The organism is Pseudomonas campi, from assembly GCF_013200955.2.
Taxonomy (GTDB): domain Bacteria; phylum Pseudomonadota; class Gammaproteobacteria; order Pseudomonadales; family Pseudomonadaceae; genus Aquipseudomonas; species Aquipseudomonas campi.
The window spans coordinates 4,397,287-4,412,881 of record NZ_CP053697.2 but is presented as its reverse complement, the minus strand read 5'-3'; the positions used below and the strand labels follow the sequence as shown (position 1 = coordinate 4,412,881).

Genomic DNA, 15,595 nt, shown 5'->3' with positions numbered 1-15,595 from the left:
AGGCATGAGCGAAAACCAAACGTACGACTCCAACAGTATCAAGGTCCTCAAGGGCCTGGATGCCGTACGCAAGCGACCAGGCATGTACATCGGCGACACCGATGACGGCAGCGGTCTGCACCACATGGTCTTCGAGGTGGTCGACAACTCGATCGACGAAGCGCTGGCCGGTCACTGCAGCGACATCAGCATCACCATCCACCCGGATGAGTCGATCACCGTGCGCGACAACGGTCGCGGCATCCCGGTGGACATGCACAAAGAGGAAGGCGTCTCCGCCGCCGAGGTCATCATGACCGTGCTGCACGCCGGCGGTAAGTTCGACGACAACAGCTACAAGGTATCCGGCGGCCTGCACGGCGTGGGTGTCTCGGTAGTGAATGCGCTGTCGAAGGAACTGATTCTGACCATTCGCCGCAGCGGCAAGGTGTGGGAACAGACCTACGTGCATGGCGTGCCACAGGCCCCGCTGGCCCCGGTTGGCGATGCCGATGGCACCGGTACGCAGATCCACTTCAAGCCGTCGGAAGACACCTTCCACAACATCCACTTCAGCTGGGACATCCTGGCCAAGCGCCTGCGCGAACTGTCCTTCCTCAACTCCGGTGTCGGCATCGTCCTCAAGGACGAGCGCAGCGGCAAGGAAGAGCTGTTCAAGTACGAAGGCGGTCTCAAGGCGTTCGTCGAATACCTGAACACCAACAAGACCGTGGTCAACCAGGTGTTCCACTTCAACATCCAGCGCGAAGAAGATGGCGTCGGTGTGGAAGTTGCCCTGCAGTGGAACGACAGCTTCAACGAGAACCTGCTGTGCTTCACCAACAACATTCCCCAGCGTGACGGCGGTACCCACCTGGCTGGCTTCCGCTCCGCCCTCACCCGTCACCTGAACAACTACATCGAAGCCGAAGGCCTGGCCAAGAAGCACAAGGTCGCCACCACCGGTGACGACGCCCGTGAAGGCCTGACCGCGATCATCTCGGTCAAGGTGCCGGATCCGAAGTTCAGCTCGCAGACCAAGGACAAGCTGGTCTCCTCCGAGGTGAAAACCGCGGTGGAACAGGAAATGGGCAAGCACTTTGCCGACTTCCTGCTGGAGAACCCCAACGAAGCCAAGGCCGTGGTCGGCAAGATGATCGACGCCGCCCGTGCCCGCGAAGCCGCGCGCAAGGCGCGCGAGATGACCCGCCGCAAGGGCGCGCTGGATATCGCCGGGCTGCCCGGCAAGCTGGCCGACTGCCAGGAAAAAGACCCGGCGCTGTCCGAACTCTACATCGTGGAAGGGGACTCCGCGGGCGGCTCTGCCAAGCAGGGCCGTAACCGCAAGACCCAGGCGATCCTGCCGCTCAAGGGCAAGATCCTCAACGTCGAGCGTGCCCGTTTCGACCGCATGATTTCCTCCCAGGAAGTCGGCACGCTGATCACCGCGCTCGGCTGCGGTATCGGTCGCGACGAGTACAACATCGACAAGCTGCGCTACCACAACATCATCATCATGACCGACGCCGACGTCGACGGTTCGCACATCCGTACCCTGCTGCTGACCTTCTTCTTCCGTCAGCTGCCGGAGCTGGTCGAGCGTGGCTACATCTATATTGCCCAGCCGCCGCTGTACAAGGTGAAAAAGGGCAAGCAGGAGCAGTACATCAAGGACGACGAGGCCATGGACGAGTACATGACCCAATCGGCCCTCGACGACGCCAGCCTGCACGTCAACGAGAGCGCTCCCGGTCTGTCCGGCGCGGCGCTGGAGAAGCTGGTCAACGAGTACCGCGCGGTGATGAAGACCCTCGGCCGCCTGTCCCGCGTTTACCCACAGGACATCACCGAGCACTTCGTCTACCTGCCGCCCGTATCACTCGATCAGCTGGCCGACCATGCCGCCATGCAAACTTGGCTGGAGGCTTTCCAGGCGCGCCTGAAGGGCGTCGAGAAGTCCGGCCAGAGCTACACCGCCAGCCTGCGTGAAGACCGCGAGCGTCACCTGTGGCTGCCGGAAGTGGAAGTCATGGCCCACGGCCTGTCGAGCTACATCACCTACAACCGCGACTTCTTCGCCAGCAACGACTACCGCACCGTGACCACCCTCGGCGAGCAGCTCAACAGCCTGCTGGAAGACGGTGCCTACGTGCAGCGCGGCGAGCGCAAGAAGCCGGTCAGCACCTTCAAGGAAGCACTGGCTTGGCTGATGGCCGAAAGCACCAAGCGCCACAGCATCCAGCGCTATAAAGGTCTGGGCGAAATGAACCCGGAGCAGCTGTGGGAAACCACCATGGACCCGAGCGTGCGCCGTATGCTCAAGGTGACCATTGAAGACGCCATCGCGGCGGACCAGATCTTCAACACCCTGATGGGCGATGCGGTGGAACCGCGCCGCGACTTCATTGAAAGCAACGCCCTGGCGGTATCCAACCTGGACTTCTGACCAGGTTGTTTCCCGACAGAAAAAACCCCGGCATGCCGGGGTTTTTTATTGTCTGTCGCTTAGCCCATCAGGCCCACCAATAGCGCACCACGTGGAAGAAGATCGGTGCGGCGAAACACACCGAGTCGAGGCGATCGAGCATGCCGCCGTGGCCTTCGATCATGTGGCCCCAGTCCTTCACGCCGCGGTCGCGCTTGATCGCCGACATCACCAGGCCGCCGGCAAAGCCCAGCAGGTTGACCAGCAGGGCCAGGGCGGCAGCCTGCCAGAAGCTGAACGGGGTGATCCAGCACAGCAGCGCGCCGACCAGAGTAGCCAGGGCGACACCGCCGACGAAGCCTTCGACGGTCTTCGATGGCGACAGCAGCGGCGCGATCTTGTGCTTGCCGGCCAGCTTGCCGCAGACGTACTGCAGCACGTCGGAGAGCTGCACCACTATCACCAGCCAGGCGATCAGCAGCAGGTTGCGCCCTTCGTAGCCGGGAATATCCAGGGTCAGCAGCGCCGGTACGGCGGAGATGCAGTACACCGCGATCATCAGGCCCCACTGCACCTTGGAGGCACGTTCCAGAAAGCGCGTGGTGTCGCCGCCCAGGGAGGCGAGAATCGGCAGCAGAAGGAACAGATAGACCGGGATGAAGATGCTGAACATGCCGTACCAATCGATGCCGATCAGCAGGTACTGCACCGGCAGGGCGAAGTAGAAGGCGGCCACCAGCGCCGGGTAGTCGCTACGCCGGGTCGGCGTAAGGGTCATGAATTCGCGCAGGGCGTAGAAGGACACGCCGTAGAACAGCACGATCACCCCGGTATTGCCGAACAGGAAGGCGGTGCCGATCACCAGCACCATCACCCACCAGGCGTTGATGCGCGCGTTGAGGTTATCGATCACCGAGTTGGGCGTGTCCCCGGCGCGGCGCTTGAGGATAAAACCGACCAGCGAGGCCAGCAGCAGAACGGCGCCGATACCGGCGAACAACAGCAGCGTATTGCGATCCATCTCAAGCCTCCTCGGGCGCGAGTGCCAGCAGGGCGTTGCGCGCACGTTCGAGGAACGCCGCCTTGTCTTCGTCGGCCAGGCGCTCGAGTGGCGCGCCAAAGCTCAGGGTGCACAGCAGCGGCAGCGGTAACGCGCGCCCCTTGGGCATGACCCGGTTGAGGTTGGCGATCCACACCGGGATCACTTCGACCTGTGGATTGGCCTTGGCCAGGTGGTACAGGCCGCTCTTGAAGGGCAGCAGCGGATCGTCGCCGAGATTGCGCGTGCCCTCGGGGAAGATGATCAGTGAGTCGCCCTGGCCGAGGGCATCGAGCATCGGCTGCAGCGGGTTGTGTTCGGGGCTGCTGCGGTCACGGTCGACCAGCACGCCGTTGAACACCTGATTGATCAGGAAGCTGCGCAGGCCGCCCTTCTGCCAGTAATCGGCGCCGGCTACCGGGCGAGTGGTGCGGCGCAGTTCATCGGGCAACGAGGCCCACAGCAGAACGAAGTCGCCGTGGCTGCTGTGGTTGGCGTAATACAGGCGTTGCACCGGCTGCGCGGTACAACCCAGCCAGAGCGCACGGGCTCCAGTGAGCAGGCGCGCCGCCGAGGTGATGGCGAAGGCAACAAATGAAGCGAGCATGGACAACTCCTATCCAGCGAGGGAAAGCCAGGGCATGGCCAGCACAGCAGCCAATGCCAACAGTATTTGCGCCGCCAACCAGGCGACTTGCAGGCGCAACAACCGCAGTGCGCCACGGCAGCGTTCAGCCCAGGGCCGTTCGACCGAGTTGGCCGGTTGCAGGCCGAGGCTGTGCAGGGCCAAATCGAGCTGACGGGTGTGCTCGGCAAGCTGCTCGGGTTGACCCGCCAGCTGAGCGAACAGTTCGGCATCCAGGGCGACCCGCACGGCCCAGTACTTCTGCGCCAGGCCGAGCAGAACCAGCAGGCCACAGAGCACTGCGCTGGCTGGGTTGACCTGGCCACTGAGCAGGGGCGCCAGACCCAGGGCCAGAGCCAGCAGGGTCAGCCCGGTGGACAGCTGGTCGAGCAGCCGGCCACGGCGCAGCAGGCCGGCCACCAGCTGCAACTGCATGTCAGTGGCCATGGACAATCTCCAGCGCAGCGGGATGGGCGTGACTCGGCAGTTGCTGTATCTCCAGCAGTGCCTGCAGCTGAGCAGGATCCAGGACTATCTGCGGGCGGGCTTGGCGGATCTGCTGCAGCGCCGCCGGGACATCCGCGCAGTGACCATAGCGCAACAGCCAGGCCGCCACGGCGGTAGCACTGCGCGAATAGCCGAGTGCGCAGCAGACCAATAGCGGCCCTTCTTGCCGCAACACCTCGATGGCCTCGGCAGCCTGCAGGCAGGCGTCGGCAGAGGGTGCGCAGAGGTCGAGCCAGGGCAGTGCGCGGTAGGCCTTGCCCTGGCTGTCGACTGGCAGCTCGGCACACAGGTCGAGCAGTGCGTTGAACGATTGGGCCTGCCCTGCCCCAGGCAAACGCCCGAGCCAGATGCCCTCGACGATCTGATCCGGTTGGGGATGGCGACGGGTCCACAGGCGCGAGTTGAGCCAGGCGGCGGCCAGGTAGGGGGCGAACAACCACAATGCCGCCTGGCTCAGGCGCCCATTCGCCTGCTTCTGGAAGCCCTCGGCGCCGCAGCAGGCGTAGTTCAGCGCCACCAGCAGCAGCGACAGGGCCGGCCATAGCAGCCAAAGCCAGGCACCGCCGAAATTGACCGCCAGGGCACTGCACAGCGCTGCGCCCAGACTGTAGCGCAGGGCCAGGCGCCAACGCTGCGCCGTACGGGCCAGGCTGGCCTGCTGCAGCGGGCTGCGTCCTGCGCTGGGCCACAGCCACACGCACAGCCAGCCGGCCAGGACGCCGGTGGGCACATCGATGAAGTGATGTTGCCAGGTGGTCAGCACCGACAGGCCGATCAGCGCCATCCAGCCGTGCAGCAGGCCACGCAGTAGCAGGCCTTGGGTATGCCGGGCGAACATCACCCAGATGATCACCAGCAGGGCGATATGCAGCGAAGGCGCCTGGTTGAAGGGCTTGTCGAAGCCCATCAGCACGTCGAACATCCAGCCGAATACACCGCTCAGTTCCGGCCGTTCGAAGGTGAAACGCAGCGGCCAGAGCAGGAAGCAGGCGACGCAGATGAGTTGGGTGCTGAGCAGGCGCAGGGCGTGGCGATCCATTTCCCGGCGGGTAGCCGGGAGCAGGAAGGACAGGCCGTAGAGCAGGTCGATCGACCAGTAGGGCACGATGCTCCAAGGCCACAGCGGCATCGCGCTTTCCCAGGCGAATACCAGGCTGCCGACATCGTCGCGCTGGCTGGTCAGCCAGTTGGCGAAGCTGTAGCTGGCGAAGAACAGCGGGCCGAGTAGCAGCAGCCAGAGTACCCCGCGTTTCCACAGCCCCGTTTCACGTGGAACAGTGGCGTCCATCAGGACACCCGCTGCGCCAGGGACACGCTGAAGATGCCCCATTCGTCGATACGTTGCTCCAGCTTGCGGAAGCCGGCAGCGGCCACCAGCTGGTCCATTTCCGCCTGGCTGCGGCGGCGCATGACCCAGGGCTGGCCTTCGCGATGGCTGGTCAGGGCGCGGGCGATCAGTTCCAGCTGCGGGTGCCAGGGCTGGCCGGTGTAGACCAGGTAGCCACCCTCCTCGACTGCCGCCGCCAGGCCAGCCAGCGAGTCGCCGACCATCTGGTTGCTGCCGAACAGCTCGTACAGGCCGGAGACCACCGCCAGCGTCGGTTTCGGCTCGAGGGCCGCCAGGTCGGCCTTGTCGAAGGCATCGCCTTTGACGAAGCGCGCGATGGCGCCCAGGCCTTTCTGCTCGATCAGCGCACTGCCGTCGCGCACGTTGATCTCGCTGTAGTCGCGCAGCAGGATCGCGTCCGGCTGTTGCTGCATGCCTTCCAGCGACTCGAGGATGTAGCGGCCGTGGCCGGCGGCGATATCGACGATGCGCACCGCCTTGCCGGACTCGCGCAGTTTGCCCATGGCCAGGCGCAGCAGTTCCTCAGCATGTACCTTGCGCTGGCGGATGCCGCGCCAGCCGATGGAGTTGAGGTAGTTCCGGTCGATCAGCCGACCCAGGGCGCTCTTGCCGCTCGGGGTATTGCGGTAGACATAGTCCAGGGTGCTGCCGGAGTCGAAACCGGTTTCGAAGCCCAGCTTCACGCCATCGGATAAGCCGCTACCGAGCTTCAGTCCGGCCCGCGTGGCGTGCCAGTACAGGTCGCCGAGCGAGTTCTTCGGCAGCGGCGCGGCCAATTCCTCGGCTTCCGCGCAGGTGGCGCCGAGGCGGTCGGCATCCAGCAACGTTGGTCGGCTTAGCGGCTCCTCGAAGCTGCGCAGGATGAAACGCCGCGCGCGCAACAGGGCATGGGCGCGGTCACGCTCGCCGAGGGTGTCGTGGAAGAAGCCAGGGAGGATGTGCTTCTCCTTGCGCAGGCTGCCCAGGCGTTCGAAGAACTGTTCCTGCGGCTGGCGGTGCACCACGAAGTCGGCGCCGGAGATCAGCAATTGGGTGGGGATCTGGATCGCCTGGGCATCGGCGACTACCCGCTCGGCGGCATCGTAGAGGCCGAGCAGCATATTCACCGAGATCGGTCGGCTGATCAGCGGGTCGTTCTCGAACGAGCGGATGCGCTCCGGATCATGGCTGAGGAATTTGGCCTTGACGTAGCTGTTGACGAAGAAATTGCCGCGCCAGGCGCGCATCAGCTTCAGACCGGGACGGGCGAACGGCACGTAGAGCTTGACCTTGAACGCCGGCGAAGCGAGCACCAGGCAGCGGATCTGCGGCGCGTAGTCGTGGGCCCAGGTCGACACCACTACGGCGCCGACGCTCTGCGCCAGCACGGCCATGTCCGGCTCGGCGATGGCGTACTTGGTGCGGATATGCTCGATAAAGGTCTGCACGTCGCGCACGCTGGTGGCGAAGCTCGGGCTGTCGCCGCGTGCACCGGGGGACAACCCGTGACCACGGGCATCCCAGGCGAAGAAATCGAACTCGGGCAGGTCCATCTCAGCGGGCAGGTGGGCCATGCGCCCGCCGTGCTCGTGGCCGCGGTGGAACATCACCACGGCCTGGCGGGGGCCGGCAGTCGGCGTGGTGGCGGGCCAGTGGCGATAGAGCAGCTCGACGCCGTCATGAGTGGTGAAGATGTAGTTCTGAGATTCGCGCATCGAAATATCCTTATTCCGATCAGGAGGGTTGTGTCGCCTCGGCCAGACCGTGGCGCACGCGGTTGAACAGGGTGTACAGCAACAGGGCCAGAATCACCGCCAGCAGCCCGTTTATCCAAGACGCCGCCAGCAGCCCGCACGCCACACCGGCACCCAGCACGCCGAAGCAGAAGGCGCGGTCGCTCTTGCCCATAGGTCCGTCGTAGCGCCGCCCGGCGCCGACCATCGGGCCGAGCACGCCGGCGTATTCGCTGATCACGGCAAACAGCACCACCAGCACCACCAGCAGCGGTGAAACGCCCGGCAGCAGGGCGAATGGCAGGTACAGGGCGCTGTCGGCGATCACGTCGCACAGTTCGTTGAGGTAGGCGCCGAGCTTGGACTGCTGGCCGAACTCGCGGGCGAGCATGCCATCCACGGCATTCAGTGCCATGCGCAGGAGCATCCACAGCGGGATCAGGGCGAACAGCCAGACGTGGCTGATAAAGACGGCGAGGAGCACACCGAGCAGCAGCGAAACGATGCCGGCGGCCAGGGTCACCTGGTTGGCGGTGACGCCGCGATCGAACAGGCGTTGTACGCCGGGACGCAGCAGATTCTGGAAACGCGGTTTGAGCTGGTAGATCGACAGCATGAACGAAATTCCTTTTCTAGCGGGCCCGGCAGTCAGCTCCAAGCTTAGCCGTATTGGGCGGTTCTCTGCCGTGCGCAGCGCATGGATTTGCCAGCTGCGGCGGGGGCTTGCGGAAAAACTTATGCCCCGCCGGGCATGTTCCAGAAAATCAGCTAATAACCATGTTATTCAATGACTTGCGGCGAGTAATGGCACTCTGCCGGTATTTTGCCCACAGCTTATCCACAGTTTGGCTGTCAGACCACTTCGGGCGTTTCTGTCGCCGTGCTCTGCATGGGCACGCCGGAAATCCGCTGCTGGGTCTGCTGCACCCAGGCGAAGGCGCGCTCGTTGAGTTCGGCAATCGCCCGTGGGCCACTGCCCTCGGCATGCATCACCGGGCCGATCACCACCTTGATGGTGCCCGGGTACTTGGCCCAGCCGTGCTTGGGCCAGAACTCGCCGGCGTTATGGGCAATCGGCAGCACCGGCAGGCCGGCATTCACCGCCAGCGAGGTGCCGCCACGGGAGAACTTGCCGATCTGTCCCGGCGGGATACGCGTGCCTTCCGGGAAGATCAGCACCCAGGCGCCCTGCCCCAGGCGTTCATGGCCCTGCTTGGCCAGTTGCTTGAGCGCCGCCTTGGGATTGCTGCGGTCGATGGCGATGGGCTTGAGCATGGCCATGGCCCAGCCGAAGAACGGCACGTAGAGCAGCTCGCGCTTGACCACCTGCGACAGCGGCTCGAACAGCGCGGACAGGTAGAAGGTTTCCCAGGTGCTCTGGTGCTTGGCGAGGACCACGCAGGGTTGCTGCGGGATGTTCTCCTGGCCTTCGACTTCGTAGCGCAGGCCCACCACGGTTTTTGCCAGCCAGGTGGCGCAGCGGCACCAGGCCTGGATGACGAAACGGTAGCGCGCGCGAAACGGCAGAAAAGGCGCGATGAACACGCAGAGGATGCACCAGAAGAAGGAGCTGGAGGACAGCAGCAGGTAGAAGAGGAAAGTTCTGAGGGCCTGCACTGTCGTCATGGGGGCTCGAGTTCTCTAGAGAAGAAGCTGATCGGCGATGGCTGCCAGATCATCGAATATCAGGGTTCCCGCTGGCAATGGTTTGCTCAGGGTGCGTTCGCCCTTGCCGGTTTTCACCAGTACGGGCTGGCAATGGACGGCCAGCGCGGCGTCGAGGTCACCACGGCTGTCGCCGACGAACCAGACGCCTGCCAGTTCTGTGCCGTAGTGCGTGGCAATCTGCTCGAGCATACCCGGCTTGGGCTTGCGGCAGGCACAGCCATCGTCCGGGCCGTGCGGGCAGTGCACGATCAGGCCGACTTCGCCGCCCTGCTCCGCCACCAGCTCACGCAGGCGCGCGTGCATGGCGTCGAGCGTGGCCAGGTCGTAGTAACCGCGTGCCAGGCCGGACTGATTAGTGGCCACGGCCACGGTCCAACCGGCCTTGCTCAGGCGGGCGATGGCGTCGATGGCGCCGGGGATGGGTATCCACTCGGCCAGCGACTTGATATAGGCGTCGGAGTCTTCATTGATCACTCCGTCGCGGTCGAGAATCAGCAGTTTTTGCAGCGCTGGCAAGGGAGCACCCGCTCGGATCGAAAAAGGCGATTCTACATCAGTCTGCCCGGCCTGCCGGGCAGCCATGGCTGACGGACGGTCGCACGTCGCGGAGGGACTGTACTAAGTTGAATCTAGTAACGGAAAGGATTCACCCAGCAGACAAGGAACCAGGTCATTTCCGCGATGCATGTCCCACAGCCGTCCATGCGCTCTTCGCAGAGCTGATAACGCCGTTCAGCCACCCTCTCCCTTCCTGCGTGGTCTTTGCCCCGCGGAACTCCGTCGTCGCGGTATCTCCCACTTGTCTGTCCAGGCAGGCCGTTTCGCTGAGCCTGTGCAGCGTCCACAGAGCCGAGAACGGACCCTCTATGGAAGGTTATCTATGAACATGCGATTAGCCAAAACCTTGTCTCCTCTGTCCATGGTCCTTGTCGGGCTGCTGGGCCTTTCTACAGCACATGCCGAGCCGATCATGCTCGACCAGGGCGAGCACTGGGCGAGCAGTGAACGCAAGGACTTCTACAGCCGCGATCAGGGTTCGCAGATCATGCCGCTGAACTGGATAGTGGCGTTGAAGCAGGCCAATGGCTCGCCGTTCATGGCCGACAGCCTTGATCGCTACGGCTACCTGGCCAACCCGGACAGTAAGCCGCCGGGCTTGCCGGTGGGGTTCACTGTGGCCAATGGCAAGTCCGGGCAGGTGATCGGTATGACCTGTTCGGCTTGCCACACCCGGCAGATCGAAGTGGACGCCAAGACCTATCGGGTCGATGGCGGGCCGGCCATCGTCGACTTCCAGAGTTTCCTCAGCGATCTCGACAAGGCGGTGGGCAAGCTGCTCGACGAGCAGGCCTCGTTCACTGACTTCGCCCATGGCGTGCTCGGCCCGCAACCCACGTCTGCGGAGCTGGCACAGTTGCGCAGCGAGGTCGAGGCCTGGTACCTGCCCTATCACACCCTGATCAGCCGTGCCCTGCCCACCGATCCCTGGGGGCCGGCACGTCTGGATGCGGTATCGATGATCTTCAATCGTCTGACCGGCCTGGATATCGGGCCACCGCCAACGTACATGATTCCGGAGAACATCCAGCCGGCAGTGGCGCCGGTACGCTACCCCTTCCTGTGGAATGCGCCCAAGCAGGACAAGACCCAGTGGCCAGGCTTCGCCGATAACGGCAACAACATCCTCGGCCTGTCGCGCAATGTTGGCGAGGTCTATGGGGTATTCGCCGTGTTCCATCCGCAAAAGGACAAATGGAGCCTGCTCGGCATCGACTACCTTGCCAACAATTCGGCCAACTTCCAGGGCCTGGATGCGCTGGAGGACCTGGTGAAGAAAATCGGCCCACCGAAGTGGCCGTGGGCTCTGGATCAGCAGTTGGCGGCCAGCGGCAAGGCCATCTACCAGCGCCCGACGGCCGATGGCGGTTGTGCCGACTGTCACGGCATCAAGCCCGGTACCACCCGCTTCTTCGAGCAGAAGACCTGGGCCACGCCAGTGCTGGATGTCGGTACCGATACACGGCAATACAGCATTCTCGACTTCCAGGTGCAGACCGGTGTGCTCCAGGGTGCGCATATTCCACTGCTGACCGATCCGCTGAAGGCCAAGGACTCGGCATTCAACGTACTTGGCCTGGCGGTGGTCGGCTCGATCTTGCAGCACTACGCACCGCTGCTGATGGACGCCGAGCAGGACGCGCAGAAGGCCGGGCTGAAGTCGCCGTTCACGCCGTTGACCAAGGACCTCCAGGGCGCGTTCCGCAAGCCCGAGGTAAAGGCCGATGGTCCCAGCTATGCCTATGAGTCGCGGGTCATGGAGGGTATCTGGGCGGCGGCGCCTTACCTGCACAATGGCTCGGTGCCGACCCTGGCCGAGTTGCTCAAGCCGGCGGCGCAACGGGTCGCCGCCTTCCAGGTCGGTCCGGCCTACGATGTGGTCAATGTCGGTCTGGCTGTGGAGCAGAGCAAGTTCGGCTACACCCTGCAGACCACCGATTGCAGCGCGCGCGACTCGGGCAACAGCCGCTGCGGCCATGAATACGGGACCCAACTGCCAGCGGCGGAGAAGAAGGCTCTGCTGGAGTACCTGAAGAGCCTGTAAAGAAAAACCCCGGCGCTCCGTGGGAGCGCCGGGGTTCTGCAGTGCCCTTCAGGGCTCAGCCCAGCAGCGAGATGTCGGCGACGCCGAGGAACAGGCCGCGCAGCTTGGCCAGCAGGGCGTAGCGGTTGGCCCGTACGGCGGCATCCTCGGCGTTGACCAGCACCGCCTCGAAGAACGCATCGACCGGCTCACGCAGGCTGGCCAGCTGCTCCAGCGCCTCGCGGTAGCGGCGCGCGGCGGCCAGCGGTGCCACGGCCTGTTCGGCGGCGGCCACGGCGGCGGCCAGGGTCTGCTCGGCACCGGCTTCGAGCAGGGCGTTGTCGACGCTGGTCGGGATCTGCCCGTCGAACTTGCCCAGCAGGTTGGACACGCGCTTGTTCGCCGCGGCCAGGGCCTCGGCTTCGCTGCGCGCGCGGAAGGCCTGCACCGCTTGCACGCGCTGGTCGAAGTCCAGCGGTGCGGTCGGGCTGAGGGCACGCACGGCCTGGTACACGGCGACGTCGACGCCTTCGTCTTCATAGCGCGCACGCAGGCGGTCGAAGATGAAGTCCTGCACCTGAGCGGCGAGACCGTCGGCCTTGACCTTGTCGGCGTACTGGCCGATGGCGAAGGCGATGGCCTCACTCAGGTCCAGGTCCAGCTGCTTCTCGATCAGGATGCGCAGCACGCCCAGGGCCGCTCGACGCAGGGCGTAGGGGTCCTTGGAGCCGGTGGGCAGCATGCCGATGCCGAAGATGCCGACCAGGGTGTCGAGCTTGTCGGCCACCGCCACGGCAGCCCCGGTGAGGGTCTGCGGTAGCTCGGCGCCAGCGCCGCGCGGCATGTACTGCTCGTTCAGCGCCTGGGCCACGTCGTCGGCTTCGCCGTCGTGCTTGGCGTAGTAGTAGCCGGCGATGCCCTGCATTTCCGGGAACTCGCCGACCATCTCGCTGGCCAGGTCGCACTTGGACAGAATGCCGGCGCGGGCGGCACGGGTGGCGTCGCCGCCGATGCGCGCGGCGATGAAGCCGGCCAGGGCGGAAACTCGCTCGGCCTTGTTGAACACGCTGCCGAGCTGGGCCTGGAACACCACGTTGGCCAGGCGCTCGTTGCGCTTTTCCAGCGGCTGGCGTTTGTCCTGCTTGAAGAAGAACTCGGCGTCGGTGAGGCGTGGGCGCACCACTTTTTCGTTGCCGGAAACGATCTGCGCCGGGTCTTTCGACTCGATGTTGGCCACGGTGATGAAGCGCGGCAGCAGCTTGCCGTTGCCGTCCAGCAGGCAGAAGTACTTCTGGTTGTCCTGCATGGTGGTGATCAGGGCTTCCTGCGGCACCTCGAGGAAGCGTTCCTCGAAGGAGCAGACCAGCGGCACCGGCCATTCGACCAGGGCGGTGACTTCATCCAGCAGCGCCGGCGGCACGATGGCGGTGCCGTTCTCGGCCTTGGCCAGTTCCGCGACGCGCGCGGCGATCTGCTCGCGGCGCTTGGCGAAGTCGGCGACCACGAAGGCGCCGCGCAGGTCATGGGAGTAGCTGGTCGGACTCTCGATCGCCACCTCGAAGTTGGCGTGGAAGCGATGGCCGCGGGACATGCGTCCGGCCTTCTGGGCGAGGATCTCGCAGTCGACCACATGTTGGCCGAAGAGCATCACCAGCCACTGGCTCGGACGGACGAATTCAGTCTTGCCGGCGCCCCAGCGCATGCGCTTGGGAATCGGCAGGTCGTTCAGCGCGGCGCTGACGATATCCGGCAGCAGGCTGACGGTTTTCTGCCCAGCGATGGACTGGCTGAACTTCAGCTTCGGACCACTCTGATCGATCTGGCTCAGCTCGACGCCACACTTCTTGGCGAAGCCCAGGGCAGCCTGGGTCGGGTTGCCGTCCTTGTCGAAGGCGGCCTGTACGGGCGGGCCATCGAGATTGACGGTGCGATCCGGCTGCTGGCTGGCCAGGGTCTCGACCAACACGGCCAGGCGGCGTGGCGCGGCGTAGTAGCGGGCGCTCTGGTAGCTCAGGCCGGCGGCCTTGAGGCCTTTCTCGACACCGGCGAGGAAGGCTTCGCCAAGGCTTTTCAGGGCTTTCGGCGGCAGCTCTTCGGTGCCCAGTTCAACCAGGAAATCATGGGCGCTCATTCTGCTGCCTCCAGCTTAGCCAGTACTTCGTCACGCAGTTCGGGGGTGGCCATCGGGAAGCCGAGCTTGGCGCGGGCCAATAGGTAGCTCTGGGCGATGCTGCGCGCCAGGCTGCGCACGCGCAGGATGTACTGCTGGCGCGCGGTCACCGAGATGGCGCGGCGGGCATCCAGCAGGTTGAAGCTGTGCGAGGCCTTAATCACCATTTCGTAGGCCGGCAGCGGCAGCTGCAGGCCCATCAGGCGGTTGGCTTCGGATTCGTAGAAGTCGAACAGCTCGAACAGCTTGTCGACGTTGGCGTGTTCGAAGTTGAAGGTGGACTGCTCCACTTCGTTCTGGTGGAACACGTCGCCGTAGGTGACCTTGCCGAACGGGCCGTCGGAGTAGACCAGGTCATACACCGAGTCGACGCCCTGCAGGTACATGGCCAGGCGTTCCAGACCGTAGGTGATCTCGCCGGTGACCGGGTAGCACTCGACGCCGCCGACCTGCTGGAAGTAGGTGAACTGGGTGACTTCCATGCCGTTCAGCCAGACTTCCCAGCCCAGGCCCCAGGCGCCGAGGGTCGGCGACTCCCAGTTGTCCTCGACGAAGCGGATGTCGTGGACCAGGGTGTCGACGCCGATGCGGCGCAGCGATTCCAGGTACAGGTCCTGGATGTTCGCCGGGTTCGGCTTGAGCACCACCTGGAACTGGTAGTAGTGCTGCAGGCGGTTGGGGTTCTCGCCGTAGCGACCGTCGGCGGGACGCCGGGACGGCTGCACGTAGGCGGCGTTCCAGGTCTCCGGGCCGATGGCGCGCAGGAAGGTGGCGGTGTGGAAGGTGCCGGCACCCATTTCCATGTCGTAGGGCTGCAGGATCACACAACCCTGCTCGGCCCAGTAACTCTGCAGGGCAAGGATCAGACCTTGGAAGGTGCTCACGTCGGGCGTAGTCTGGCTCACGAATTTCACCGGTATCGAGGCTTGGGCATAAAGCCGGGCAGTATACCCGATCAATTCTGCGGAAAGCGCAAGGAAGGCCCCATGCCACGCTGCTTCTGGTGCAACGACGACCCGCTGTACATCGCCTATCACGACCAGGAATGGGGGGTGCCGCTGCGCGATCCCCAGCGTCTGTTCGAGCTGCTGTTACTGGAAGGTTTCCAGGCCGGCCTGTCGTGGATCACCGTGCTGAAGAAGCGTGCGCGCTACCGTGAAGTGCTGTGGGGTTTCGAGGTGCAGCGCCTGGCGCAGATGAGCGACGAGGAAATCGAGCACTTGATGCAGGACCCCGGCATCATCCGTAACCGCCTCAAGCTCAAGGCCGCGCGGCAGAATGCCCAGGCCTGGCTCAAGCTGGAGGACCCGGTGGAGTTGCTCTGGTCGTTTGTCGGTGGGGTGCCGAAGATCAACCATTTCAGCGGGCGCGGCGAGGTACCCGCGGTCACGGCGCAGGCCGAGGCGATGAGCAAGGCGCTGAAGAAGCTTGGCTTCACCTTCGTCGGCCCGACCATCTGCTATGCCTACATGCAGGCGGCCGGCATGGTCATGGACCACACCACCGACTGCGATCGCTACCACACACTGCGCAGCTGAAGC

13 protein-coding genes are annotated in these 15,595 nt (G+C 64.5%); 3 read left to right on the top strand and 10 right to left on the bottom strand.

The window, feature by feature from the left end; genetic code table 11:
- Window positions 1-4 precede the first annotated feature (4 nt).
- Complete coding sequence (gene gyrB, locus HNE05_RS20260) at window positions 5-2,425, top strand: DNA topoisomerase (ATP-hydrolyzing) subunit B (RefSeq protein ID WP_173210771.1); 2,421 nt, start codon at window positions 5-7, stop codon at window positions 2,423-2,425.
- Window positions 2,426-2,492: 67 nt separating this feature from the next.
- Here gyrB and HNE05_RS20255 read toward each other — a convergent pair whose 3' ends face one another.
- The 8 genes from HNE05_RS20255 to gmhB form a co-directional block, all read right to left on the bottom strand.
- A complete protein-coding gene (locus tag HNE05_RS20255) occupies window positions 2,493-3,425 on the bottom strand; it encodes a phosphatidate cytidylyltransferase (RefSeq protein ID WP_173210769.1) in 933 nt (310 codons plus the stop codon).
- Window position 3,426: 1 nt separating this feature from the next.
- A complete protein-coding gene (locus HNE05_RS20250) occupies window positions 3,427-4,050 on the bottom strand; it encodes a lysophospholipid acyltransferase family protein (RefSeq protein ID WP_173210767.1) in 624 nt (207 codons plus the stop codon).
- A gap of 9 nt (window positions 4,051-4,059) precedes the next feature.
- Complete coding sequence (locus HNE05_RS20245; protein WP_173210765.1) at window positions 4,060-4,515, bottom strand: hypothetical protein; 456 nt, start codon at window positions 4,513-4,515, stop codon at window positions 4,060-4,062.
- Window positions 4,505-5,863, bottom strand: coding sequence for a phosphatase PAP2/dual specificity phosphatase family protein (locus tag HNE05_RS20240; RefSeq protein WP_173210763.1), 1,359 nt, complete (start codon window positions 5,861-5,863; stop codon window positions 4,505-4,507). The genes HNE05_RS20245 and HNE05_RS20240 overlap by 11 nt, the downstream gene beginning before the upstream one ends.
- Window positions 5,863-7,617 (bottom strand): bifunctional alpha/beta hydrolase/class I SAM-dependent methyltransferase, encoded by a 1,755-nt coding sequence (locus HNE05_RS20235; protein WP_173210761.1) that lies wholly within the window; start codon window positions 7,615-7,617, stop codon window positions 5,863-5,865. Before HNE05_RS20235 ends, HNE05_RS20240 begins: the two co-directional genes overlap by 1 nt.
- A 19-nt stretch (window positions 7,618-7,636) precedes the next feature.
- Entirely contained in the window at window positions 7,637-8,251 is a 615-nt protein-coding gene (locus HNE05_RS20230) for a CDP-alcohol phosphatidyltransferase family protein (protein WP_173210759.1), read from the bottom strand.
- 236 nt (window positions 8,252-8,487) lie between these two features.
- Entirely contained in the window at window positions 8,488-9,261 is a 774-nt protein-coding gene (locus tag HNE05_RS20225) for a lysophospholipid acyltransferase family protein (protein WP_173210757.1), read from the bottom strand.
- A gap of 15 nt (window positions 9,262-9,276) precedes the next feature.
- Window positions 9,277-9,810, bottom strand: coding sequence for a D-glycero-beta-D-manno-heptose 1,7-bisphosphate 7-phosphatase (gene gmhB / locus HNE05_RS20220; protein WP_240008873.1), 534 nt, complete (start codon window positions 9,808-9,810; stop codon window positions 9,277-9,279).
- A gap of 373 nt (window positions 9,811-10,183) precedes the next feature.
- Here gmhB and HNE05_RS20215 point away from each other — a divergent pair, with 373 nt between their 5' ends.
- Window positions 10,184-11,905, top strand: coding sequence for a di-heme-cytochrome C peroxidase (locus HNE05_RS20215; protein ID WP_240008791.1), 1,722 nt, complete (start codon window positions 10,184-10,186; stop codon window positions 11,903-11,905).
- Window positions 11,906-11,960: 55 nt separating this feature from the next.
- On the opposite strand, the gene glyS is transcribed toward HNE05_RS20215, so the two are convergent.
- Both glyS and glyQ read right to left on the bottom strand, forming a co-directional pair.
- Entirely contained in the window at window positions 11,961-14,015 is a 2,055-nt protein-coding gene (gene glyS / locus HNE05_RS20210; protein WP_173210753.1) for a glycine--tRNA ligase subunit beta, read from the bottom strand.
- Window positions 14,012-14,959, bottom strand: coding sequence for a glycine--tRNA ligase subunit alpha (glyQ, locus tag HNE05_RS20205; protein WP_173210751.1), 948 nt, complete (start codon window positions 14,957-14,959; stop codon window positions 14,012-14,014). The genes glyS and glyQ overlap by 4 nt, the downstream gene beginning before the upstream one ends.
- Before the next feature lie 81 nt (window positions 14,960-15,040).
- Here glyQ and HNE05_RS20200 point away from each other — a divergent pair, with 81 nt between their 5' ends.
- Entirely contained in the window at window positions 15,041-15,592 is a 552-nt protein-coding gene (locus HNE05_RS20200; protein WP_173210749.1) for a DNA-3-methyladenine glycosylase I, read from the top strand.
- Window positions 15,593-15,595 lie beyond the last annotated feature (3 nt).